Raw genomic sequence first — 21,714 nt, 5'->3', positions numbered from 1 at the left:
GTTCGGGAGTAGCCCGTGAGGATTGCGGTCACCGGGGCCGGCGGTGTGCTCGGCCGCGGACTCGCCGCCCGGTTGCTCAGCCAGGGCCACGAAGTCGTCGGCATCGCCCGGCACCGGCCCGAAAGTTGGTCGAGCGCTGCCGAATTCGTCGTCGCTGACATCCGGGACGCCGACGCGGTCAGGCGCGCCGTCACCCGCGCGGACGTCGTCGCGCATTGCGCGTGGGCCCGCAACAGCGAGCAGGTCAACATCGGCGGGACGCGCAACGTCCTCGACGCGATGGCCGAAGCCGGAACCCGGCGCATCGTCTTCCCGTCGTCGGCACACGTCTACGGCGGGGGAGATGCCCCGAAGACCGAATGCGACACGCTGAACCCGACGTCCACCGATGGGTGGCAGCGGGCGCGCGTCGAACAGCTGCTCGCCGGAGCCGAGGCCGAATCGGTGGCGATTCGCTGCGCGCTCATCGCCGGTCGCGGCGTCGACAACTGGGTGCGCCGCGTCTTTGCCCTGCCGGCGTTTCCCGGACGATTCGCCGATCGTCCCGTTCAGCTGGTCCACCTCGACGACGCGCTCGCGCTACTGACGCGCGCGGTCCTCGACACCGAAATCAAAAGCCAGACAATAAATCTCGCGGCGTCAGGCGCGCCGACATTCCGGCGGATCGCGGCCGCCCTCGGGCGGCCGGTCGTGCCGATGGTTGCCCCGTTCGCCGAACTGGCACTCGTGCAGAGCGCGCCGCCGATGGATACCAGACGCCTGCGCGAGGAATGGGGATACCAGCCGGCGTGGAACTCCGACGAATGCGTCGACGACCTCGCGCTGGCGGTGCGCGGGCGGGTCACGCTGGGCAAGCGGGTGCTGTCGCTGCCGTGGCGCCTCGCCCATATCCAGGATCTGCCCGCCGTCGATGCCCCCGCGAAGGACGGTGTTGCGCCGGTATTGGCCGGGCCGGGAGGGGTCAACGGCGAGTTCGATACGCCGATAGACCCGCGTTTCCCGACATTCCTGGCGACCAACTTGTCCGAGGCGCTGCCCGGCCCGTTCTCGCCGTCGTCGGCATCGGCGACGGTGCGCGGGCTGCGGGCCAGCGCCGTGTGCGTCGCCGAGCGGCTGCGGCCGGGCGGGATGATCCAACGCGAGATCGCCATGCGCATGGTCGCGGTGTTCGCCCACCGGCTCTACGGCGCGATCACGACGGCGCATTTCATGGCCGAGACCGTTCCTTTCATCAAGCCGGCGACGGTGGTCAGCAACAGTGGGTTCTTCGGCCCGAGCATGGCGTCCCTGCCGGTCTTCGGCGACGAGCGCCCACCGCTGGAATCGGGCCGTGCCCGAAGGCAATTGCGCACCCTGCGCAACATCGGGGTATTCGGCGTCAACCTGCTCGGGCTGAGCGCCGGCTCGGCCGGAGACACCGAGGCCTTCGTCGCGGACGTCGATCGGTTGGAGCGTCTCGCGGGCGACGACCTGACCCGGCTCGACGACCGCCGGCTGCTCAGCCTGATCCTGTTGGCGCGCGACCACGTGGTGCACGGCTGGGTGCTGGCGGCGGGTTCGTTCCTGCTGTGCGCGGCCTACAACGTGTTGTTGCGCGCCCTGTGCGGACGAGATACCGCGCCGCAGGCCGGCCCGGAACTCGTCAGTGCCCGGTCGGTGGAGGCCATGCAGCGGTTGGCGGCTGCCGCACAACGCGATCCGGACGTGGTTCGCCTGCTGGGTGAACCGGGGGAGCGCCTCGGCAAGCTGGCCGTCGACGCCCCCGAGTTCCACGCCGCGGTGCTCGCCGAGCTGGCGCTGATCGGGCATCGTGGCCCCGCGGAGCTCGAGATGTTGTCAACGAGTTACGCCGACGATCCGGAGTTGCTGGTCCGAATGGTGACCAAGACCCTCAGCGCGGCTGCCACGCCACAGCCGGTGCATCCGGCGATTCCGTTGCACGCCAAGCCGGTCGCGGCTCTGGCGGTGCGGCAATTGCGGGATCGCGAAACCCGCCGCGACAAAGTGGTGCGGGCCAATTGGGTGCTGCGTGGCCTGCTGCGCGAGTACGGCCGGCGGCTGGTCGACGCCGAGGTCTTCGAAAGCGCCGACGACGTGTTCTATCTCCTGGTCGACGAACTCGATGCTCTGCCACCGGATGTCGCGAAGCTGGTGGCGGCGCGGCGGTCCGAGCAGCGCCGGCTGGCCGGTGTCGTTCCGCCGACGGTGTTCAGCGGGAGCTGGCAGCCGACCACGACGTCGGCGCCGGCGCTGGCGGGTGGGGACACCCTGCGCGGGGTGGGCGTCTGCGGCGGCCGGGTGCGTGGCAGGGTGCGGATCGTGCGGCCCGAGACGATCGACGACCTGCAACCGGGCGAGATTCTCGTCGCCGAGGTCACCGACGTCGGGTACACCGCCGCGTTCTGCTACGCCGCGGCCGTGGTGACCGAGCTCGGTGGCCCGATGTCGCACGCAGCCGTGGTGGCCCGCGAATTCGGTTTCCCGTGTGTGGTCGACGTTGCGGGGGCGACCCGGTCCCTGCGACCGGGTGCCCTCGTCGAGGTCGACGGCGCCACGGGCGAGATTCGGGTGCTCGAAGCGGGCCCCTAGGAGGCTGGGTCTCGTTGGCGTACAAGCAATGGTCTATGTCAGGCCGGGGTGAGGCGGATCGGCAAGTGGGTCGGTCCGCGGAGCGAGCTGTGCGTCGACCACTGCGTCGCGCCCTCGGGAATGATTCGGGCGACGCGGGTGACGAGTTGCCGCAGCACTGCTTGGGCTTCCATGCGGGCCAGCGGTGCGCCCAGGCACATATGTGCGCCGTAGCCGAAGGCGACGTGGGTTCGCGGGTCGCGGTCGGCCCGGTACTCGTCGGGGTCGTCGAACGCGGTGGGGTCGCGGTTGGCGGCGCCGAAGGACAGCAGCACGCGTGATCCGGTGGGGATGGTGACATCGCCGATTTGGTAGTCGGCCCGGGTGTAGCGGTAGAGGTTCTGGATGGGAGTGGTGATGCGTAGCTGCTCCTCCACCGCGAGCGGGATCAGGTCGGGGTTGGCGCGGATCAGGTCGTACTGATCTGGCCGGCGGGCCAGCGTGTCGAACATTCCGCCCAGCAGGTTGGTCGTTGTTTCATTGCCGGCGATCAGCAGGTGGATGGCGATGAGCAGAAGCTGACGGTCGGTGAGGCTGCCGTCGGTGTTGTGCTCGATGAGCCGCCCGAGCACGGTGTTGGACCCCTTGAGTCCACCCGTGGCGAATTGGCCTGTGAAATAACGCTGTAACGCCAACATCGCCGACATCGTCTTGGCCGCATCGACGAGACTGGACAGCGTGGGCGTCAGGTCCATGACTCCGACGGCGCGTTCGGACCAACGGCGGAAGTCGCCGATGTCGGTGTCGGGTATTCCGAGGATCTGGGCGATCAGGCTGATCGGCATCGGTATGGCCAAGCGCTGTACGACATCGCAGCCCGGGTCGTTCAGCACGTCGGTGACGAGGTCGGTGGCCAGCTTCTCGGTCATCTCCTGCCAGGACTTCATGGCGCCCTTGCTGAATCCCGGTTGGACTTGCTTGCGCAGCCGGGCGTGTTCTTCGCCGTCGGTGACCACTGCCAGCGGGCCCGAGATCCTCAGTCGGGTTACCCCTTGGGCGCTGGTGACCTGGTCGGTGTCGCGCAACGCGGCCCGCACGTCGTCAAGCCGGCTGAGGATGAAGGTGGCGCGCCTGGGGTTGTAGTGCACTCTGCCGCTTCGGTGCAGGGCGCGGTAAGCGTCGAACGGGTCCGCGGCGGTGGCGGGGTTCTGCGGGTCGTAGTCGGTGTTGATGGCGCCGGTCCAGCCGTCGTAGCCGCGTCGGCGGGTCCGGATGGCGGCGGCGACATTCATCCGCACGGCGCGAGCGACCGGACTGAGGGTTTGGGCTGCCTTGTGGGCGGTCTGGCTGATCGACACCGTCGTTCCTATTCTGACGGCCGCATGCGGAGTTGGGTACGAAGGATGCTGATCGTCAAATAGGTGATGTAGCAGGCGGACAAGACGGCCGTTGGTCGACGCGTGTCTGCGCGCAGCAGGAGGACGCCGAGCGCCGTTTCGATCGCGCCGTTGACGTAGGTGAAAGTGCGAGCGTGGTTGGGGAAACCGAGGCGATTGAAGGGATCGAAGATCCGCGGAACGAGGAAGTGCGCCACACCGATCAGGCCGCCCAGGAGGCCGAGCGCTTGGCGTGTGCGCTCGCTGCGCGTGTCGATGTTGTTCATGGCGATGTCGTCCTCATTCGGTGAATGCGGGGCTGCGGGTTGTGTGCTGCTACCTTCAGTAAGTTTTTGGGCGTGAACGCCGCCAGAACGCCACCGTCGCAGGCGATGTCCACACCGGTGAGGTAGCCGGGCTTGGTCGAAGCGCAAAAAGCCAGCACTTCGGCGACCTCCTCGGGCTTCCCAAAGCGCTTCAACGCGGCCAGTTTCACCATCGCGCCCGATCCGGCTCGCTCCTCCAGCCTGCCCATCTCGGTGTCGATGCTGCCCGGAGACACCGAGACGATGCGTGCGCCGTGGCTGCCGAATCGGGCCGCTTGAGAGGCGCAGTACCACGTCACGAAGTTCTTGCTGATGGAGTACGCCAAACCGGGGCGTATTCCGGTCGGCACGATGTTGCAGGCGGCGCTCATCTTGGCCATGAATCGGTCCTCGTTGCGCAGAGCGTCCTTGAACCGTCGCTTGGGTATGAACAACCGAGGGAACATGTGCGCGGCCATGGACGCGACATTGACGATCGCGAACCCCTCACGCGCCAGTGGGAGGAACGCCTCGTTGACATGGACCGTGCCCAACGCGTTGATGCGCAGGATGTGCTCGGCGTCGCCCATGCTAGGACTGACACCCGCCGTGTGGATCACCGAGGTCACCGAGCCCGACGACGTTGCGGTGGCGATCAGCTCTGAGACCGAGGAGCGGTCGGTCACGTTGCATTCGACCGTCACGCAATCGATTCCGAGGCTCTGTAATTCGGCTGACGCGGCTTGTAGGCGGCTGGGGTTGACATCGCTGACGACCACCAGCCGGTCTTGCCCGACGATCTTTGCCGTGGCCAGTCCCATGCCACCCGCGCCTCCGGTGATGACGCACAGCTCGCGCATGTACCCACCTTCACGACCAGACGCACGCCGTCGGCGACGACCACCAACAATTACGAGAAGAATTTTCTCGTTAATCGTTACACATCATGGCGCCGTTGCCTAGGCGCGCGGTCGAACCATTGCTCTAGGTTCTTCATGTGAGCCAATCTCGGCGGGGGCGACCGCGGAGCGCGGCCGTGCACGAGGCGATCCTTGAAGCCACCCGCGCGCTGCTCGTCGAAGCGGGCTACAGCGGTGTCTCGATGGACAAAGTCGCAGCGATCGCCGGTGTGGCTACCCAAACGGTGTATCGACGGTGGCCGTCTAAAGGCCCCCTGGTGGCCGAGGCGGTCATGCGAGCCTACGACCAGACCGACTTCACGCTTCCGGATACGGGAGACACGGTCGAGGACTTGAGAACCTGGATGCGCGCATACGCCGAAATCGGTTCCGCTGCCGAGAATGTCGCCCTCGTCCGCGCTCTCGCCGCCGCCGCCGCTGAAGACCTGAGCGACCGCGACACCCTATACCAGCAACTCACCGGCCGTTTCCACGATGCAGTGTCACGCCGGTTGCACGCCGGAATCTCGATGGGCCAGATTCGGGCGGATGCCGATGTCGAAGCTGCCACCGACGCACTCATCGGAGCAACGCTCTACCGCATGCTCAGCGTTACGACGTCGGCGCGGGAAACGACCGAACGCTATTACGGACTGATAGACACGCTGATGTGCGGCATCTCGACGCCGAAGTGAGCTGATCAGAAGGCGACACCGAGGATCGGTTCAGCGGGGGGATCCCGAGAGGATGGACGTGACCGCGCCGACAACATCCGGCACCCCACTGCCGCTGGAGAGTGCAAAGCAGCCGACAATTGGCGACGCGCGCTGACCGTTGACGACGCGCCGCGACGGTACATGTGTGCCCGGGGGTGGTCGCGGGACGAACGCGACCTTCACACCCGCCAGCTACCGGGCTCCGAAATGCGCAGAGCGGCGCCGGCCGGCAGCACCTTTGCCTCGCCCACGGATACGGCGTCGAGCAGGAGGGCAACGTAGCGCCGCCAGCCGTCGCTGTCCGGATCCATCGTCGGCAGCACCGCGTAGAGCATCGCGATGATGCGCGGAAGATCATCGCCGACCAGGTCGGCGCGGACAAGCCCGGCCTCTTGGCCCCGCCGCACCAGCTCGTAGAGCGCCTTGTTCAGCGAGTCCGAGATGTCGGCGGTCAGCGACCCGGCCCGGTGAGCGGCGGTGAGCAGGTGCCGTTCGCGGGCACCGAGTCCTATTGCCGCTTCGATCAATTGGTGCAGGCCACGCAAGGGGTCTTCCACGCTTCGCGCGTCCTCGATCGCCGGGGTGAGGTCCTCGGCGACGCTTTGATCCAGGGCCGCCCGGACCAGGTCGGCCTTGGCCGGAAACCTGCGGTAGAGCGTTCGCTCGCCGACCCCCGCGCGGCGGGCGACGGCTTCAATGGGCGCATCCGGCCCGAGTTCCGCGTACACGGCCCGGGCGGCGCGCAGTATGCGCTCGGCGTTACGCGCCGCGTCCGCCCGCAACGGCCGGTCTTCAAGCGCTGTCATCTGCACAGCCTAACTGACGGTTGACTGCCACCTGCGGGGGTTTTACGCTGCTTCGTATAACTGGCAGATGGCTGACATTTAAGGCGGAAGCGCTGATATGACACGGATTTCCGAGCTTTCCGAGAAGGATCTTCCCGTCATACCGGCGCCGCGCGATGCGCGGTGCCCGCTTCATCCGCCGGCCGACTTCGTGAATTGGCGTCAGGAGCCCGGACTGCGACGGTCGATGTATCACGGGCGGCCGGCCTGGGTGGTGAGTCGCTACCACGACATCAGGGCGGCGCTGCTGGATCCGCGCCTGTCCGCGGACACCATTCCGGCCGCCATGAAGCCGGCGAGCCCGGACAGCACCACCCCGGTGATGTTCGCGCGGATCGACGACCCGGAGCACCATCGGCTGCGACGGATGCTGACCAGTGACTTCACCTTCAGGCGCTGCGAGAGGATGCGGCCGCATATTCAGGCATTGGTCGATCAGCACCTCGACGAGATGATCGCCGGCGGGCCGCCCGCGGACCTCGTCAGTGAGTTTGGCCTGCCGGTGCCATCACTGGTGATCGCGTTTTTGCTGGGTGTGCCATCCGAAGACCTGGGCTTCTTCCAGCACCACTCCACGCGTGGGCTCGAGTGGACCACCACGGACGCGCAGAGGGCGGAGTCCTTCGGGGCAATGTATGCCTACATTCAGCAGCTGGTGGATCGCAAGGCGGACGATCCCAGTGATGATCTGATCAGCCGCCTCGTCACCGGCTACGTCGCGACCGGGCAGCTCACCCGCGAGACGGCGGCCATGACGGCCGTGGTCATGATGCTGGCCGGCCACGAAACCAGCGCCAACATGATTTCGCTGGGAACGGTTGCGCTGCTTGAACATCCAGACGTGTTCGCCCGGCTGGGTAAAACCGACGACCGCGCCGTTGTCGCCAACATCGTCGAGGAGCTCATGCGTTATCTCAGCATCGTGCACAGCCAGGTGGATCGGGTGGCGACGGAGGATTTCATCCTCGGCGGTCAGCCGATCCGTGCCGGAGACATGGTGCTGATGAACCTGCCCGCAGGAAATTGGGACACCGAATTCGTCGACGATGCCGAAACTTTCGACCCCGAACGAAATACCCGTGGCCACTTGGGTTTCGGCTACGGCACCCACCAATGCATAGGCCAGAATCTCGCCCGGGTGGAGATGCAGGTCGCATTCGCCACGCTGGCGCGACGGCTACCGGGGCTGAAATTGGCGGTGCCGCCGGACGAGCTGAGGTTCAAAGAGGCGGACATCTACGGCATGAAAGAGTTGCCGGTCAGTTGGTGAGCAACTTCGCGGCCATCGCCGACGGGCACGACTAATTCGCCCTGCGGAAGCTCCGCCAGATCACGAAACCCACGGCCACCGCGGCGCCCAGCACCACGGTGGTCAGCATCGTCTGCAGCGCGTCGATCGCGATCCAGCTGGGCTCGTAAGAGCCCGTGGCGCCGACGCATTCGAAGCTCACGCTGGTGCCCGACTGGCCGGGCTTGTAGCTGTAGGCAGTGGTGTCGTACGCCAGTTGGTACCCGCTGTCGCACACGAAGGGACTCGTCCACATCGCGCTCGCCGGCATCATCGCGGTCAATGACGCGGCCGCCCCGATGCAGATGCCGAGGGCCCCGATGATCGCCCCGATCCGATCGGGCCAACCCCGCATGCCCCACGGCCGGCGGCGGCCCTGCGCGACGTGGCGCCTCGAGCCGACCTGTTGGCCAAAGCCGAGCGGCTGTGGGATGCCGCCGACCGCGCCGTAGTCCGGTGTGGCGCCCTGCCCGGAATACACGACCGAATGCCCTACCTTGAACGTCGCCTTGCCGTGCTTGAAGACGTTGTCGATCTGCTCCGGCGAAAGCCCCGCCTGGGCCGCGGCCTGTATGAAAGCCTCTCGATGCTGCGCCATTTCGGGCGCGGACGGCCCCCCGGGGCCCGCGGGACCGCCGGAGCGTAAGCCCTCCCACAACGACTGTGCGTACTGGCGCGCGCGATCATCGGGATCCTGCCCCGCCGCCTTGGCTTCGGCCAGTTGACGTTCCAGGTCAGCGATGCGCTTTTGGGGATCGTCGGCGTCCATCGGCAAATGGTCCCACGCCCAAACCGCCGATGCGGCAGAATTCAGCGCCGCCTGAGGTGCCCGCTCAGCAGCTGAACGCCGTGCCGACGCCGTCCGGCGGCGGCACCGACTTCAGGCATCCGAAGGACTGGATGCCGGCGGTCGCGAACCGCACCGCCGACTGATGGGCGTAGTTCACGCAGAACAGTCCCGATTCATCGGAGCGGCAGCGGTAGTCGCCGAACGACAGCGAATCCCCGTTCGCCAGCTCGGGTCCGTTGCCGTTGAGGAAGGGACCGGGGTCGGCGCGGGCCGACCCGACCTGGAGCTTCGTTCCGTCGAAGTCGACCCACCCGCCCTTCCAGTCGCCGTAGGCCGTGTCCGGTCGCGGCGGGGGATTGGTCAGGTTCACCAGGCACGCCAGCGCACCGCCGGTGTGCTTGGCGTCGGTCATGCAGGAAACTTTGCCGGCTTGGGCGGTCAGCGCGATGTCATTGCCGAGCGGCGTGGCGGCGCCCTCCCGCGTCGCGCTGTGATAGCGGCTGGGATCGGCGGGGTGACCTGCTTCGATCCAGGCGACGACGTCGGAGATGGGGGCCCCGACGCCGGGCGCGGCCGAGGGCGCCGGCGGTTTGCTGCCCGACGGCCCCGTCGTTGTCGTCGGGGCGGCCCCGCCCGGGGTCGGCGAGACGGCCGGTGGCTGTCCCGAGTTGTTGCCTGTCGCGTGCGAGCAGCCGGAGACCAGCAACGTGGCTGCGACCAGCGCGGCGATCCGCATCCAGCCAGGCTAACCGCCACGCCCGGGATTCGGGCCGCTACTCGCGCCCCGGGCCGCCGTGTCGGCTACCGTCACTGTTATGCATGAGCGCACCATCCGCGCCCGCACCACCGCCGGCACCGTCGAAGGCTTCACCCGCGACGGCGTGCACCGCTGGCGATCCATCCCGTACGCCCGGCCCCCCGTGGGGCCCCTGCGGCTTCGGGCGCCCCAACCCGCGCCGCCGTGGTCGGGCGTGCGCCACTGCCACGGCTTCACCCACTGCGCGCCGCAGCAGCGCCGATACACCTTGCTCGGTGTCGGTCGCTACCAGCCGATGAGCGAGGACTGCCTGACCCTCAACGTCGTCACGCCGGAAGTCGCCCCCGACAAGCCTTTACCGGTGATGGTCTTCATCCACGGCGGCGGCTACATCCTGGGCAGCTCGGCCACGCCGCTGTACGACGGGGCGGCGCTGGCGCGCCGCGGCTGCGTGTACGTCTCGGTCAACTACCGCCTCGGCGCCCTGGGCTGCCTGGACCTGTCGTCGCTCTCGACACCCGACATCCCCATCGACAGCAACCTCTACCTTCGCGATCTGGTGCTGGCGCTGCAGTGGATCCGCGACAACATCGCCGAGTTCGGCGGCGATCCGGGCAAGGTCACCATCTTCGGGGAGAGCGCGGGCGCGCACATCACCGCCACGCTGCTTGCGGTGCCGGCGGCCGAAGGCCTGTTCGCCCAGGCGATCTCGGAAAGCCCCGCCTCCGGCATGGTGCGGTCGCGGGAAACGGCCGCCGAATTCGCGACGCGCTTCGCCCGCCTGATCGGGGCACGCCGCGACGACGCGGCCAGTGTGTTGATGCGGGCGTCCGCGGCGCAATTCGTCGAGACCCAACACCGGCTGATCGACCAGGGCATGGAGAACCGGCTGGGCGCATTCCCGATAGGACCGGTGTTCGGCGACGACGTCCTGCCCGTCGACCCCGTCGAGGCGATGCGGACCGGCCGGGCGCATCGGGTGCCGCTGATCGTGGGCACCAACGCCGAAGAGGGCCGCCTGTTCACGCGCTTCCTGAAGATGCTGCCGACCAACGAATCGATGATCGAAGAGCTGCTGGCCGACACGGAACCCGCTGCGCGCGAACGGATCACCGCGGCCTACCCGGATTACCCCGCGCCGTCGGCGTGCATCCAGCTCGGCGGCGACTTCGCGTTCAGCTCGGCGGCCTGGCAGATCGCCGAGGCCCACGGCAGCCACGCGCCCACCTACCTATACCGGTACGACTACGCCCCACGGACGCTGCGCTGGTCGGGTCTGGGCGCAACCCATGCCACCGAGCTGCTGGCGGTGTTCGACGTCTATCGCACCCGGTTCGGCGCGCTGCTGACCGCGGCCGCCGATCGGCGCGCCGCGCTGCGGGTCAGCAATCACGTGCAACGGCGCTGGCGGTCGTTCGGCCGGACCGGGTCGCCGGGCGACGATTGGCCCGCCTATACCCCCCACGACCGCGCCGTCATGGTGTTCGACCGCAAGAGCCGGATCGAGTTCGATCCGCACCCGCACCGCCGAATGGCGTGGGACGGCTTCTCCTTGGCGCGTTGACCTGGCACGCTGACCGTCATGCATGCCGACACCGAGCAAGTCATCGAGCGACCCGGCGATCTCACGGCACCCTGGCTGGCCGCCGCGGTCGGCTCCGGACCCATTGCCGACTTCGCCGTGGAGCGCATCGGCACCGGCCAGATGAGTGAGTGCTATCGCGTCCGGATCACCTACGCGGACCCAGCTACCGACGGGCCCGAGTCGGTGGTGCTCAAGGTCGCGGCCTCCGACCCGGTGAGCCGGCAGACGGGGGCGGCGCTGGGACTCTACGAGCGCGAAGTCCGCTTCTACGGCGACATCGCGCCGGGCCTGGGCGGGCCGATCGCGCCCTGCTACCACGCCGCCGTCGACACCGCGACCGGCGCGTTCGACCTGCTGCTCGGCGACGCCGGCCCCGCCGTCGTGGGCGACGAAATCGCAGGCGCCACAACCCAACAGGCGCTCCTCGGCGTCGTCGAGCTGGGGCGGCTGCACGGGCCGCTGCTCGGGGACGCGTCGCTGGCCGACGCGCCGTGGCTCAACCGCGACTCGCCGCTCAGCCAGGCGATGATCGCGCCGTTGTACGCCGGCTTCATCGACCGTTACGGCGAACAGATCGCACCCGAGCACCGGGTTGTGTGCGAGCGCCTGGTGGCCGCGTTCGACGGCTACCTCGCCCAGGAGTCGGCGGCGGACCGGATCCGGGGCCTGGTGCACGGCGACTACCGGTTGGACAACATGTTGTTCGGCACCGCCGGCGCCGACCGGCCGCTGACCGTGGTGGACTGGCAGACCGTGTCCTGGGGACCGGCGCTGACCGATCTGTCCTACTTCCTCGGCTGCGCGCTGCGGACTCAGGATCGCCGCGAGCGCTACGACGAATTGCTGCGCGCCTACCAGGAGGCGCTGGGCCCGGGGGCACCGATCAGCGTCGCCGACGTCGCCGAAGGGGTTCGCCGCCAGAGCTTTTTCGGCGTGATGATGGCGATCGTCTCCTCGATGCTGGTGGAGCGCACCGACCGCGGCGACCGGATGTTCATGACGATGCTGCAACGCAACTGCGACCACGTGCTCGACACCGACGCGCTGGCGACCCTTCCCGATGCCGCGCCGGGCGCGGCAAAGCCGGAGCCGCTGCGGCCGAGCGAAGAGGACGAACTCTCGCACGCCCCCACCGCCGAACCGCTGTGGAGCGAGAGCTGGTACGCCGACTTCGCCGATGCGGCACAGGGATTAGGTGGCTGGTTTCGCATCGGCCGGATAGCCAACCAGCAGAAGGCCCTGGTGCACGCGCTGCTGTGCGGACCGGACCTGCCGACCGTGGCGGTCGACGCCGAAATCCCGCTGCCGGAGGATCCGTGGCTGTTGCGCACCGACACCTTCGAGGTGGGCCACGCCGCGACCGAGCCGCTGCGCGCTTACCGCGTCGACCTGCGGGCTCATGCGCAGGCCTACCTCGACCCGTCGGCCTTGCTGCGCGGCGAGCCGGGAACCCCCGTCCAGCTGACGATGAACCTGGAGTGGGTCACCGACGGCGAGCCGTACCAATACCGGCTGACGACGCGTTACGAAATCCCTTGCACCGTAACGGGAACGGTGACAGTGGGCGGCGACAGCTATCGCCTCGACGCGGTTCCCGGCCAGCGCGACCACTCCTGGGGGGTGCGCGACTGGTGGAGCATGGACTGGATCTGGAGCGCCCTGCACCTCGACGACGGCACCCACCTGCACGGCGTGAACATCCGTATCCCGGGCGTCCCGGCGTTCAGCGTCGGCTACGTCCAGCGCGACGGGACCGTGACCGAGCTGGAGGCCGTCGAGTCGCGGGAATCCTTCGGCGCCAACGGGTTACCGCTGAACGCGGCACTGGATCTCAAGCCCGGTGGCATCAGCGCGGACCTCGAGGTGTGTGGCCACGCGCCGGTGCGGCTGACCGCGGCGGACGGGCGGGTGAGCCAGTTCCCGCGCGCCTGGGTCAGCGTCAGCACGGCCGACGGCCGCGGCGGCGTCGGTTGGGTGGAATGGAACCGCAACCTGTCCCAGTAGCCGCCGCGCCGCCCGTCGTGGTGATGGGCGTGTCGGGATCGGGCAAGTCGACCGTCGGCGCGGCGTTGGCGCGACGGCTGCGGGTGCCCTTCGTGGACGCCGACGCCCTGCACCCGCCGGCCAACATCGCCAAGATGACCGCCGGTGAACCGCTCGACGACGAGGATCGCCGGCCCTGGCTGGACCGGGTCGGCGCATGGTTGGCCGGCCACCGCGACGGCGGGGTGGTGAGCTGCTCGGCGCTGAAACGCGCCTACCGCGACCAGCTCCGCGCGCACTGCCCCGACGTGGAATTCCTGCACCTCGACGGCTCACCGGAACTCATCGGCTGCCGGCTGGCCGCCCGGCGCGGCCATTTCATGCCGGCCGCGCTGCTGCGCTCGCAATTCGACGCGTTGGAACCCCTCGACCCCGACGAGGCAGGGAGCACCGCGGACGCCGGACGGGCCGTCGACGCCGTCGTCGACGCCTTCGTGGCGGCGCGGAGTGCGGTGTAGCATTGCGCTACGAGTTGTAACGCACTGCTGCACGAGTGGAGGGATGCCATGGCGGAAGCTCTCGACCGCGTCACGCGGGTTGCCGCCGACCTGATGGACAGCGCGGCCTCCGAGGGCGCCCGCCAGAGCCGTTCGGCCAAGCAGCAACTCGACCACTGGGCACGGGTCGGACGCGCGGTGTCCAGCCAGCACACCGCCTCCCGGCGCCGGGTCGAAGCGGCGCTGGCCGGAAATCTGGCAACCGGCGAGCTGACCGTCGAGGAGGGCGTGGTGTTCAACGCCGAGATCGCGGCGGCCGTCGAGGAAAGCCTGGCGCGCACCGACTACGGCGCCGCGCTTGCCGGGCAGGGGATCACCACGGTGGCCCTCAATGACGCCGGCGACATCGTCGAGCACCGACCCGACGGCACCGAGGTGATGCTCGCGGCCAAACGCTGACCGCCACCGATGAACCGACTGGACCTGGTGGTCGGGCCGAACGGCGCCGGCAAGTCGACGTTCATCGCCTTCACCCTGGCGCCGCTGCTGCCGGGCAGCCCGGTGGTCAACGCCGACGAGATCGCCCGCCGGCGCTGGCCCGAGGACCCGGCGTCGCACGCCTACGACGCCGCGCGGGTAGCGGCCGACACGCGCGCGCGGCTGATCGAGCTCGGCCGGTCTTTCATCGCCGAGACCGTTTTTTCGCACCCGTCGAAGCCGGATCTGATCCGCACCGCCCGCGCCGAGGACTTTACCGTCGTCCTCCATGTCCTCCTCGTCCCGGAAGACCTTGCCGTCGAACGCGTCCGGCACCGCGTAAGGGCCGGCGGCCACGACGTGCCCGAGGCCAAGGTCCGCCAGCGGCACCGCCGGTTATGGGGGCCGGTCGCCGAAGCCCTCGCGTTGGCCGATCTCGCCACCGTCTACGACGGCAGCCGCCTGCGCGGGCCGCGCATCGTCGCCCGGCTCAGCGGCGGCCAGCCGGTCGGCTCGCCGCACTGGCCGGCGTGGTCGCCGGAGATCTTGCGCTCGCGCTGGGTCTGACTACCAGGGACGACGGCGGCGACGGGTGCTGACGCCGTCGCCCAGACGGTCGCGGGCGGCGTCGGCCAGTTCGCTGCCGCGCGCTGCCGCCGTGTTGGCGAACTCGCTGCCCCGCAGCCGCGCGATCTCAGCGAGCTCCACCCCGCGGTCCCGCGCCGTGTCGGCCAACTCCTCGCCGCGTTTGCGCGCCTTCTTGGCCAAGGGCGCGCCCCTTTCGGCGGCGGTGCTCGCGAGTTCCTCGCCGCGTTTGCGCGCCTTCTTCGCCAGCGGCGCGCCCCTCTCCGCGGCGGTGCTGGCGAGCTCGCGGCCCCGTTCGAGGGCGGCCTCGGCGTACGGGGCGCCCCGTTCGGCGGCGGTGCTGGCGAGCTCGCGGCCGCGTTCGAGGGCGGCCTCGGCGTAGGGCGCGCCCCGTTCGGCGGCGGTGCTGGCCAGTTCGCGCCCGCGTTCGGCGCCCACCTGCAGGCCGTGCACGATCCGTTCCCCGAGTTCGTCGAACGCATCGTCGGACCCGGGCAGCGCGGAGGACACCCGTTCGGAGAGGCGTTCCGCCGCCCGACGGCCCCGCCAGCCCAGTGACGGCTTGCCGGCGGTGTCGGCGGACGCGATCATCAGGCCACCCAACAGGCTCAGGTCGGTCAGAAAGTCCTTGCGCTTCTGGGCTTTGAGTTGCGGGTCGTTCTCGCTCCAGAACATGTGTGCGCCGAGGTTGGCGGGCAACACCGTGAACGCGAGCGCCGCCGACGCGATCCGCGGCGCTTTGCCGGTCGCCAGCAGCAGGCCGCCGCCGATCTGGACCGCCGCGTTGATCTGAGCGAACGTCTGGGGGTCGCTGGGAATGCTGCTACCCACCGGATCCGGGAGGGATCGAAGGCCGTCGACCGCCGGCGCCGCGGCCTCCGCCGCGGGCTTGGGGTTGAGGAGCGAGTCGATGCCCTGGCCGATGAATACCGCTGACAAGAGGGGCCTGGCGATTCTGCGGATCAACATGGCAGCTGGGTTACCCGACCGACCGGCAAACAAACCGGGCCGCCCGTGGCTCCGGCCAAACGCCCAGCTCGCGGGGCGCCGGGGCTAGGGTGGAGGCCGTGCGAGCGTTGATCATCGTCGACGTGCAAAACGACTTCTGCGAGGGCGGGTCGGTGCCGGTTCGCGGCGGCGCGCACCTGGCTTCCGCGATCAACGACTACCTGGCCCGCGGGCCCGGCTACGACCATGTCGTGGCGACGGCGGACTGCCACGTCGACCCCGGTGATCACTTCTCCGACCATCCGGACTTCGCGTCGACGTGGCCCCCGCACTGCGTGGCGGGCAGTGCCGGTGCGGATTTTCATCCCGACCTCGACACCGGCCCGATCGAGGCCGTCTTTCGCAAGGGCGCCTCGGCCGCCGCCTACAGCGGCTTCGAGGGCGTCGACGAGCACGGGACCCCGCTGCTCGAGTGGTTGCGGCAGCGCGGGGTCGATGAGGTCGACGTGGTCGGCATCGCCACCGACCACTGCGTGCGGCGGACCGCCGAGGACGCGGCGGGGGCCGGTCTGGCCACCCGCGTGCTGGTGGACCTGACCGCGGCGGTGGCGGCGGACTCGGCCGCGGCGGCGCTGACGGAGATGCGAGGCCACGGCATCGAGCTGGTGGGCGGCCGCTGATGGTGGTGCCGCTGGATCGGGAGCGCTTGCTCGCCGCCGTCGAGGGCTCGCCACGGGCGGCCGCCGCGCACGACCGCGCCGGGTGGGTGGGGCTGTTCACCGCCGACGGCCGCATCGAAGACCCGGTGGGATCCCGCCCGCACCGCGGGCACATCGAGATCGGCCGGTTCTACGACACTTTCATCGGTCCGCGCGACATCAGATTCCATCGCGACCTCGACATCGTGTTCGGCACCGTCGTCCTGCGAGACCTCGAGCTCGAGGTCGCGATGGGCCCCGCCGTGACGATGTACATTCCCGCGATTCTGCGCTACGACCTCCGAGAAGCGAACGGCCAGTGGCGGATTGGCGCACTGCGCGCCTACTGGGAGTTGCCGGCGATGATGCTGCAGTTTCTGCGTAACGGTTCGCGCGCAGCGGCACCCGCGGTGCGGCTGTCGCGAAATCTGCTGGCCAACCAGGGCTTGCGGGGGACCGTCGGATTCATGGCCGGCTTCCGGCGGCCCGGCGCGCGGCACAAGAGGCTGGCGGAGGTGTTCGTCGATGCCGTCGCGCGCAAGGACGAGCCCGCGCTGCGCGCGTTATCACGCACTGCCCCAATCACTTTGGGTGACGATGATCCGCTCGACATCGCCGAACTCGTCGAGCAACTCGACGGAGTCCGCTGGACCAAGATCATCGGCGCCGGTTCCGCGGTCGCGGTGTCGGCGAACTCGGCCCACGGCCGCGGCATCATGTTCGTCGATGCGCCGTGGCCGGGCAACGCGATCGACCGGATCCGCTACTTTCCGGCTTGACCGGGCGGCGCGCTCAGTGCGCGATCAGCAGAGCCAGCGTCGCCGCGGACAGACACAGGTAGGCGCCGGGAAACGCGATGTTGTACAGCACGCCGGCCCGCAGGTGCGTGATGACCGCGCCGACGAAGAACAGCACCAGCCCCACGGCGGCCGCGATTCCCAGGGTCGGCACGCCCAGCAGGCCCACCACCAGCCCGGCGGCCCCGGCCAGCTTCGCAGCAGCCAGTGGCGGCAACCACGAGCGCGGCACCCCGACCTCGGCGGAGTTGGCCAGGACGAACCCGGCGGGAACGAGGTCCGCCACCGCGATTGCAGCGGTGACGACGGCGGTTGTCAGTGTGATCACCAGGCATGCGGTATGCATCTGAGTCAATCCCTTGCGCTACAGGTGTTTCCGCAGCGGCGAGCCGGATGGCCGCGTAGCACGTTGCGGCGCACAATCGGTAGGGTCATGGTGCCGGTCTCCTTTGCGACAGAGAGTTCGATGGATGCGCTCATCTTCTTGACGACTCCCGCGCAGGAAAGGTGACCCATGGACGCGCCGACAGATCTGGCGGATCTCGCGCAACGGTTCGACGCTGATCGACGACACCTGAGGTCGGTCGCGTTTCAACTGCTCGGCTCGCTCGCCGACGCCGACGACGCCGTGCAGTCGGCGTGGCTGAAGGCCAGTCGCCACGGATGCGACGCAGCAAAGGAAGTCGAGAACCTCACCGGTTGGTTCACGACGATCACCGCCCGCGAGGCGATCGACCAGCTCCGGGCGCGAAAGCGGCGCGCCGAGCAACCGCTCGCCGACCCCGAGGAATTGGACCGCCTCGCGTCGACGGCGACGGAGACGGCGCCGGCCGACGAATCCGCGGTGCTGACCGACTCGGTCAGCACCGCACTGCTGGTGGTGCTGGACCGGCTCTCACCCGCGCAGCGGGTCGCGTTCGTGCTGCACGACGTGTTCGCCGTGCCGTTCGAGACGATCGCCGGCCTGCTGGACCGGTCGCCGACGGCCGCCAAGAAGCTGGCCAGCCGGGCCCGCGGCCGGTTGCACGCCGGTCCGGCCGTCGGGTCCGCCCGGACGGCCGAACACCTGAAGGTGGTGGAAGCGTTCCTGGCGGCGTCCCGCGGCGGCGACATCGCCACCCTGATCGGGTTGCTGGCGCCCGACGTCGTGCGCCGGGTCGACCCCGCGCTGGTGCCGGCGGGCGTGCCGGCCGAGCTGCGCGGTGCGCGCGAGGTCGCCGAGGAGACTCGCCACTTCACCCGGCGCGTACGGGCCGGCGCCGTCCTGCTCGTCGACGGCGCGCCGGGCATCGTGATCGCGCCGCGCGGGCGCGCGCAGGTCCTCCTGCGGATCGGTGTGGGAGCCGACAACCGCATCCACACCATCGACATCACCGGCGATCCGGACCGCCTGCGCCGGGCCGTCCTCGCGCTGCCGGCACCGCCAGGTCAGCAGCACCACAGCCGGATCGGGTACCAAGGACACCGGAGACAGCCGGCACGGCCGCCGGCTGCCGGGCAACATCGGGAGCGCGATGCTCGATAAGCCGTTCGGGCGGCGAAGCCTGCTGCGGGGCGCGGGCGCGCTCACCGCCGCCTCGCTGGCGCCGTGGGCCGCGGGCTGCGCCCCCGACGACGATGCGCTGACGTTCTTCTTCGCCGCCAACCCCGACGAGCGGGATCGCAGGTTGCGCATCGTCGAGGAATTCCAGCGCCGCCATCCTGACATCAAGGTCCGGCCGGTGCTGTCCGCGCCGGGCGTGATGCAGCAGCTGTCGACGTTTTGCGCCGGCGGCAAATGTCCCGACGTGCTGATGGCGTGGGAACTGACCTACGCCGAACTCGCCGACCGCGGCGTGTTGCTGGACCTCAACACGATGCTGGCCCGCGATCGGGCCTTCGCGGCGGAACTCACGTCGGACAGCATCCCGTCGCTGTATGACACCTTCACTTTCAACGGGGGCCAGTACGCGCTGCCGGAGCAGTGGTCGGGAAACTACCTGTTCTACAACAAGCGGCTGTTCGCCGAGGCCGGCCTGCCGCCGCCACCCCCCACGTGGGAGCGGTCGTGGAATTTCGCCGAGTTCCTCCACACGGCCCAGGCCCTCACCAAGCGAGACGCATCCGGGCGAGCCTCGCAATGGGGTTTCGTCAACCTGTGGTTCTCGTACTATTCGGCCGGGCTGTTCGCCATGAACAACGGGGTGCCGTGGTCCACCCCGCTGACGAACCCGACCCACTTCAATTTCGGCGACGACGCGTTCATCGAGGCGGTGCAGTTCTACGCCGACCTGGCCAACAAGCATCGGGTGGCACCTGACGCGTCCGAGGTGCAGTCGATGTCCACGCCCGACCTGTTCGCGTCGGGCAAGGCCGCGATCGCGATGGGCGGTCACTGGCGATACCAGACGTTCATCAGAGCCGAGGACCTCGATTTCGATGTCGCCCCGTTGCCGGTGGGGCCGCGACGGCAGGGTCAGGCCGCCCGCTCCAACATCGGCGCCACGGGGCTGGCCATCTCCGCGAGCAGCCAACGCAGGGACCAGGCATGGGAATTCGTCAAATTCGCGACCGGCCCCGTCGGCCAGGCGCTGACCGGTGAATCCACCCTCTTCGTGCCGGTGCTGCGGTCCGCGCTCGACTCGACCGGCTTCGCCGAATCACACCACAGGATCGGCAATCTCGCGGTGCTCACCGGGGGACCGGCGTATTCGGACGGATTGCCGGTCACACCGGCGTGGGAGAAGATCGTCGCCCTGATGGACCGCAGCTTCGGGCCCGTGCTGCGCGGGTCCCGGGCGGCGTCGTCGCTGACCTCGCTGTCGCCCGCCCTCGACGAGGTGCTGCGCAATCCATGACATCGACCGATACCGGCAACCGGGCCGAACGATCCGGTCCCTTACGGCGACGCGCGCGGGCCGGCCGCCTTTTCGTGGCGCCGAACCTGGCGGCGGTCGCGGTGTTCATGATCTTCCCACTCGTCTTCTCGCTGTACATGAGTTTCCAGGACTGGGACGTGTTCAGGCCCCCAAAGTTCGTCGGGCTGAAGAACTTCGACGAGCTGTTCACCTCCGATCCGCTGTTTCTCATCGCCATCCGCAACACGGTGATCTTCACCCTCGGCACCGTCGTGCCGACCATCGCCGTCAGCCTGCTGGTGGCTGGCGCGCTGAACCGGAAAGTCAGGGGCATTGGCATCTTCCGGACCATTGTCTTTCTGCCCCTGGCCATTTCGTCGGTGGTGATGGCGGTCGTCTGGCAGTTCGTCTTCAACACCGACAACGGGCTGCTCAACATCATGCTCGGGTGGGTCGGGATCGGTCCGATCCCGTGGCTGGTGGATCCCCACTGGGCCATGGTGTCGCTGTGCATGGTCAGCGTCTGGCGCAGCGTGCCGTTCGCCACCGTCATCCTGCTGGCCGCGATGCAAGGGGTCCCCGAAACGGTGTACGAGGCCGCCAAAATCGACGGCGCGGGCGAGATACGGCAGTTCGTGTTCATCACGGTGCCGCTGATCCGAGGGGCCATGTCGTTCGTGGTGGTCATCTCGATCATCCACGCGTTCCAGGCGTTTGACATGGTGTACGTCCTGAACGGCGCCAACGGCGGCCCGGAAAGTGCGACCTACGTGCTGGGCATCATGCTGTTCCAGCACGCGTTCTCGTTCCTGGAATTCGGCTACGCGTCGGCGCTGGCGTGGGTGATGTTCGCGATCCTGCTCGTTCTGACCGTGGTGCAGTTGCGGCTCACGCGTCAGCGTTCTTTGGAGGCGTCCGGTGGTCTCGGCTGAGCGGGTGTTCACCCGTGGCGTCTTTCGCGGCGTCGCGGTCTACGCCGCGCTGCTCGCGATCGCGTGGTGCTGGCTGTTCCCGATCGCCTGGGCGGTGTCCGGCTCGTTGAAGAGGGAGGGCGAGGTCACCGAGCCGCGGCTGTTGCCGGCGCACCCGCGGTGGTCGAACTACACCGAGGTGTTCTCGCTGATGCCGTTCTGGCGCATGTTCTTCAACACCGTGCTGTACGCGGGCTGCGTCACGGCAGGGCAGGTGTTCTTCTGCTCCCTGGCCGGATATGCGTTCGCGCGGCTGCGGTTCCGCGGCCGCGACACGCTGTTTGTGTTGTACCTGGGCACCCTGATGGTGCCGCTGACCGTGACCGTGATCCCGCAGTTCATCCTGATGCGGAGCCTGGGCTGGGTGGACACCCCGTGGGCCATGATCGTGCCCGGCCTGTTCGGCAGCGCGTTCGGCACCTACCTGATGCGGCAGTTCTTCCGCACGCTGCCCACCGATCTCGAGGAGGCGGCAATTCTCGACGGCTGCTCGCCCTGGCAGATCTACTGGCGGATCCTGCTGCCGCACGCGAGGCCGGCGGTGCTGGTGCTCGCGGTGCTCACGTGGGTCAACGTGTGGAACGACTTCCTGTGGCCCTTGCTGATGCTCCAACGCGACAGCCTCGCGACGTTGACCCTCGGCCTGGTTCGGCTGCGGGGCGAATACGTCGCGCGCTGGCCGGTGATCATGGCCACCTCGATGCTGATCATGGTGCCGCTGGTCATCATCTACGCCGTCGCGCAGCGCTCCTTCGTCCGCGGCATCGCCGTCACCGGAATGAACGGATAGCC

General features: G+C 68.9%; 22 protein-coding genes. 14 read left to right on the top strand and 8 right to left on the bottom strand.

Annotated elements, in window-relative coordinates; all coding sequences use genetic code 11:
- Window positions 1–15: 15 nt before the first annotated feature.
- Window positions 16–2,589 carry a sugar epimerase family protein gene (locus A5696_RS02290; RefSeq protein WP_067872746.1) on the top strand — a complete coding sequence of 858 codons (2,574 nt, stop codon included), beginning with the start codon at window positions 16–18 and terminating at the stop codon, window positions 2,587–2,589.
- 38 nt (window positions 2,590–2,627) lie between these two features.
- Here A5696_RS02290 and A5696_RS02285 read toward each other — a convergent pair whose 3' ends face one another.
- From A5696_RS02285 to A5696_RS02275, 3 genes are all read right to left on the bottom strand, one after another.
- Window positions 2,628–3,860, bottom strand: a complete 1,233-nt coding sequence (locus tag A5696_RS02285; protein WP_082968885.1) for a cytochrome P450 — start codon at window positions 3,858–3,860, stop codon at window positions 2,628–2,630.
- 74 nt (window positions 3,861–3,934) lie between these two features.
- Entirely contained in the window at window positions 3,935–4,231 is a 297-nt protein-coding gene (locus A5696_RS02280; protein WP_082968879.1) for a DoxX-like family protein, read from the bottom strand.
- Window positions 4,228–5,109 carry an SDR family oxidoreductase gene (locus A5696_RS02275; protein ID WP_067872740.1) on the bottom strand — a complete coding sequence of 294 codons (882 nt, stop codon included), beginning with the start codon at window positions 5,107–5,109 and terminating at the stop codon, window positions 4,228–4,230. The genes A5696_RS02280 and A5696_RS02275 overlap by 4 nt, the downstream gene beginning before the upstream one ends.
- Before the next feature lie 176 nt (window positions 5,110–5,285).
- On the opposite strand from A5696_RS02275, the gene A5696_RS02270 reads away from it, so the two are divergent.
- Window positions 5,286–5,843, top strand: a complete 558-nt coding sequence (locus A5696_RS02270; RefSeq protein WP_231964202.1) for a TetR/AcrR family transcriptional regulator — start codon at window positions 5,286–5,288, stop codon at window positions 5,841–5,843.
- A 200-nt stretch (window positions 5,844–6,043) separates the two neighbouring features.
- Here the strand turns inward: A5696_RS02270 and A5696_RS02265 are convergent, their stop codons facing one another.
- Window positions 6,044–6,670, bottom strand: a complete 627-nt coding sequence (locus A5696_RS02265) for a TetR/AcrR family transcriptional regulator (RefSeq protein WP_067872734.1) — start codon at window positions 6,668–6,670, stop codon at window positions 6,044–6,046.
- A 97-nt stretch (window positions 6,671–6,767) separates the two neighbouring features.
- Between A5696_RS02265 and A5696_RS02260 the strand changes: the two genes are divergently transcribed.
- Window positions 6,768–7,979, top strand: coding sequence for a cytochrome P450 (locus A5696_RS02260; RefSeq protein WP_067872731.1), 1,212 nt, complete (start codon window positions 6,768–6,770; stop codon window positions 7,977–7,979).
- A gap of 31 nt (window positions 7,980–8,010) precedes the next feature.
- On the opposite strand, the gene A5696_RS02255 is transcribed toward A5696_RS02260, so the two are convergent.
- Both A5696_RS02255 and A5696_RS02250 read right to left on the bottom strand, forming a co-directional pair.
- On the bottom strand, window positions 8,011–8,766 hold the full coding sequence (locus A5696_RS02255) for a hypothetical protein (RefSeq protein WP_067872727.1): 756 nt from the start codon (window positions 8,764–8,766) through the stop codon (window positions 8,011–8,013).
- Window positions 8,767–8,830: 64 nt separating this feature from the next.
- Window positions 8,831–9,523 carry a hypothetical protein gene (locus tag A5696_RS02250; protein ID WP_067872723.1) on the bottom strand — a complete coding sequence of 231 codons (693 nt, stop codon included), beginning with the start codon at window positions 9,521–9,523 and terminating at the stop codon, window positions 8,831–8,833.
- Between the two features lie 79 nt (window positions 9,524–9,602).
- Here A5696_RS02250 and A5696_RS02245 point away from each other — a divergent pair, with 79 nt between their 5' ends.
- The 5 genes from A5696_RS02245 to A5696_RS02225 are packed head-to-tail and all read left to right on the top strand — an operon-like array spanning window position 9,603 to window position 14,653.
- Window positions 9,603–11,108 carry a carboxylesterase/lipase family protein gene (locus A5696_RS02245; RefSeq protein WP_067872719.1) on the top strand — a complete coding sequence of 502 codons (1,506 nt, stop codon included), beginning with the start codon at window positions 9,603–9,605 and terminating at the stop codon, window positions 11,106–11,108.
- Between the two features lie 18 nt (window positions 11,109–11,126).
- Window positions 11,127–13,133: a phosphotransferase gene (locus tag A5696_RS02240; protein ID WP_067872716.1), complete on the top strand. Its 2,007-nt coding sequence runs from the start codon at window positions 11,127–11,129 to the stop codon at window positions 13,131–13,133.
- Entirely contained in the window at window positions 13,109–13,630 is a 522-nt protein-coding gene (locus tag A5696_RS02235) for a gluconokinase (protein WP_067872713.1), read from the top strand. Before A5696_RS02240 ends, A5696_RS02235 begins: the two co-directional genes overlap by 25 nt.
- Window positions 13,631–13,678: 48 nt before the next feature.
- Window positions 13,679–14,068: a hypothetical protein gene (locus A5696_RS02230; RefSeq protein WP_067872710.1), complete on the top strand. Its 390-nt coding sequence runs from the start codon at window positions 13,679–13,681 to the stop codon at window positions 14,066–14,068.
- Window positions 14,069–14,077: 9 nt separating this feature from the next.
- Window positions 14,078–14,653 carry an AAA family ATPase gene (locus tag A5696_RS02225; RefSeq protein ID WP_067872708.1) on the top strand — a complete coding sequence of 192 codons (576 nt, stop codon included), beginning with the start codon at window positions 14,078–14,080 and terminating at the stop codon, window positions 14,651–14,653.
- On the opposite strand, the gene A5696_RS02220 is transcribed toward A5696_RS02225, so the two are convergent.
- On the bottom strand, window positions 14,654–15,640 hold the full coding sequence (locus A5696_RS02220) for a DoxX family membrane protein (protein WP_067872705.1): 987 nt from the start codon (window positions 15,638–15,640) through the stop codon (window positions 14,654–14,656).
- 98 nt (window positions 15,641–15,738) lie between these two features.
- Between A5696_RS02220 and pncA the strand changes: the two genes are divergently transcribed.
- Together pncA and A5696_RS02210 are read left to right on the top strand one after the other, a co-directional pair.
- Window positions 15,739–16,299 (top strand): pyrazinamidase PncA, encoded by a 561-nt coding sequence (gene pncA, locus A5696_RS02215; RefSeq protein WP_082956241.1) that lies wholly within the window; start codon window positions 15,739–15,741, stop codon window positions 16,297–16,299.
- The gene (locus A5696_RS02210; protein ID WP_067872699.1) at window positions 16,299–17,096 is read left to right on the top strand and encodes a ketosteroid isomerase family protein; all 798 of its coding nucleotides are present in this window, start codon (window positions 16,299–16,301) and stop codon (window positions 17,094–17,096) included. Before pncA ends, A5696_RS02210 begins: the two co-directional genes overlap by 1 nt.
- Window positions 17,097–17,109: 13 nt before the next feature.
- Here A5696_RS02210 and A5696_RS02205 read toward each other — a convergent pair whose 3' ends face one another.
- Window positions 17,110–17,460 carry a DoxX family protein gene (locus A5696_RS02205; RefSeq protein ID WP_067872696.1) on the bottom strand — a complete coding sequence of 117 codons (351 nt, stop codon included), beginning with the start codon at window positions 17,458–17,460 and terminating at the stop codon, window positions 17,110–17,112.
- Window positions 17,461–17,628: 168 nt separating this feature from the next.
- On the opposite strand from A5696_RS02205, the gene A5696_RS02200 reads away from it, so the two are divergent.
- Genes A5696_RS02200 through A5696_RS02185 form a run of 4 tightly spaced genes read left to right on the top strand, consistent with a single transcriptional unit; the run spans window position 17,629 to window position 21,712 of the window.
- Window positions 17,629–18,639: a sigma-70 family RNA polymerase sigma factor gene (locus tag A5696_RS02200; RefSeq protein ID WP_067872693.1), complete on the top strand. Its 1,011-nt coding sequence runs from the start codon at window positions 17,629–17,631 to the stop codon at window positions 18,637–18,639.
- Window positions 18,629–19,951 (top strand): sugar ABC transporter substrate-binding protein, encoded by a 1,323-nt coding sequence (locus A5696_RS02195; RefSeq protein WP_067872688.1) that lies wholly within the window; start codon window positions 18,629–18,631, stop codon window positions 19,949–19,951. Before A5696_RS02200 ends, A5696_RS02195 begins: the two co-directional genes overlap by 11 nt.
- A complete protein-coding gene (locus A5696_RS02190; protein WP_067872685.1) occupies window positions 19,948–20,883 on the top strand; it encodes a carbohydrate ABC transporter permease in 936 nt (311 codons plus the stop codon). The genes A5696_RS02195 and A5696_RS02190 overlap by 4 nt, the downstream gene beginning before the upstream one ends.
- On the top strand, window positions 20,870–21,712 hold the full coding sequence (locus tag A5696_RS02185; RefSeq protein ID WP_067872681.1) for a carbohydrate ABC transporter permease: 843 nt from the start codon (window positions 20,870–20,872) through the stop codon (window positions 21,710–21,712). Before A5696_RS02190 ends, A5696_RS02185 begins: the two co-directional genes overlap by 14 nt.
- The last annotated feature ends 2 nt before the right edge of the window (window positions 21,713–21,714 follow it).

It is taken from the genome of Mycobacterium sp. E2699 (assembly GCF_001666745.1).
Lineage (GTDB): Bacteria > Actinomycetota > Actinomycetes > Mycobacteriales > Mycobacteriaceae > Mycobacterium.
The sequence above is the reverse complement of the archived record's forward strand: the minus strand, read 5'-3'. Positions and strand labels throughout refer to the sequence as shown.

Coding starts and splice junctions, on each gene's coding strand:
- A5696_RS02255 (WP_067872727.1), bottom strand. CDS start 8,766: ATGGACGCCGACGATCCCCAAAAGCGCATCGCTGACCTGGAACGTCAA.
- A5696_RS02235 (WP_067872713.1), top strand. CDS start 13,109: ATGGAACCGCAACCTGTCCCAGTAGCCGCCGCGCCGCCCGTCGTGGTG.
- A5696_RS02245 (WP_067872719.1), top strand. CDS start 9,603: ATGCATGAGCGCACCATCCGCGCCCGCACCACCGCCGGCACCGTCGAA.
- A5696_RS02275 (WP_067872740.1), bottom strand. CDS start 5,109: ATGCGCGAGCTGTGCGTCATCACCGGAGGCGCGGGTGGCATGGGACTG.
- A5696_RS02230 (WP_067872710.1), top strand. CDS start 13,679: ATGGCGGAAGCTCTCGACCGCGTCACGCGGGTTGCCGCCGACCTGATG.
- A5696_RS02210 (WP_067872699.1), top strand. CDS start 16,299: ATGGTGGTGCCGCTGGATCGGGAGCGCTTGCTCGCCGCCGTCGAGGGC.
- A5696_RS02220 (WP_067872705.1), bottom strand. CDS start 15,640: ATGTTGATCCGCAGAATCGCCAGGCCCCTCTTGTCAGCGGTATTCATC.
- A5696_RS02190 (WP_067872685.1), top strand. CDS start 19,948: ATGACATCGACCGATACCGGCAACCGGGCCGAACGATCCGGTCCCTTA.
- A5696_RS02195 (WP_067872688.1), top strand. CDS start 18,629: ATGCTCGATAAGCCGTTCGGGCGGCGAAGCCTGCTGCGGGGCGCGGGC.
- A5696_RS02280 (WP_082968879.1), bottom strand. CDS start 4,231: ATGAACAACATCGACACGCGCAGCGAGCGCACACGCCAAGCGCTCGGC.
- A5696_RS02240 (WP_067872716.1), top strand. CDS start 11,127: ATGCATGCCGACACCGAGCAAGTCATCGAGCGACCCGGCGATCTCACG.
- A5696_RS02200 (WP_067872693.1), top strand. CDS start 17,629: ATGGACGCGCCGACAGATCTGGCGGATCTCGCGCAACGGTTCGACGCT.
- A5696_RS02250 (WP_067872723.1), bottom strand. CDS start 9,523: ATGCGGATCGCCGCGCTGGTCGCAGCCACGTTGCTGGTCTCCGGCTGC.
- A5696_RS02285 (WP_082968885.1), bottom strand. CDS start 3,860: ATGAATGTCGCCGCCGCCATCCGGACCCGCCGACGCGGCTACGACGGC.
- A5696_RS02225 (WP_067872708.1), top strand. CDS start 14,078: ATGAACCGACTGGACCTGGTGGTCGGGCCGAACGGCGCCGGCAAGTCG.
- A5696_RS02260 (WP_067872731.1), top strand. CDS start 6,768: ATGACACGGATTTCCGAGCTTTCCGAGAAGGATCTTCCCGTCATACCG.
- A5696_RS02205 (WP_067872696.1), bottom strand. CDS start 17,460: ATGCATACCGCATGCCTGGTGATCACACTGACAACCGCCGTCGTCACC.
- A5696_RS02265 (WP_067872734.1), bottom strand. CDS start 6,670: ATGACAGCGCTTGAAGACCGGCCGTTGCGGGCGGACGCGGCGCGTAAC.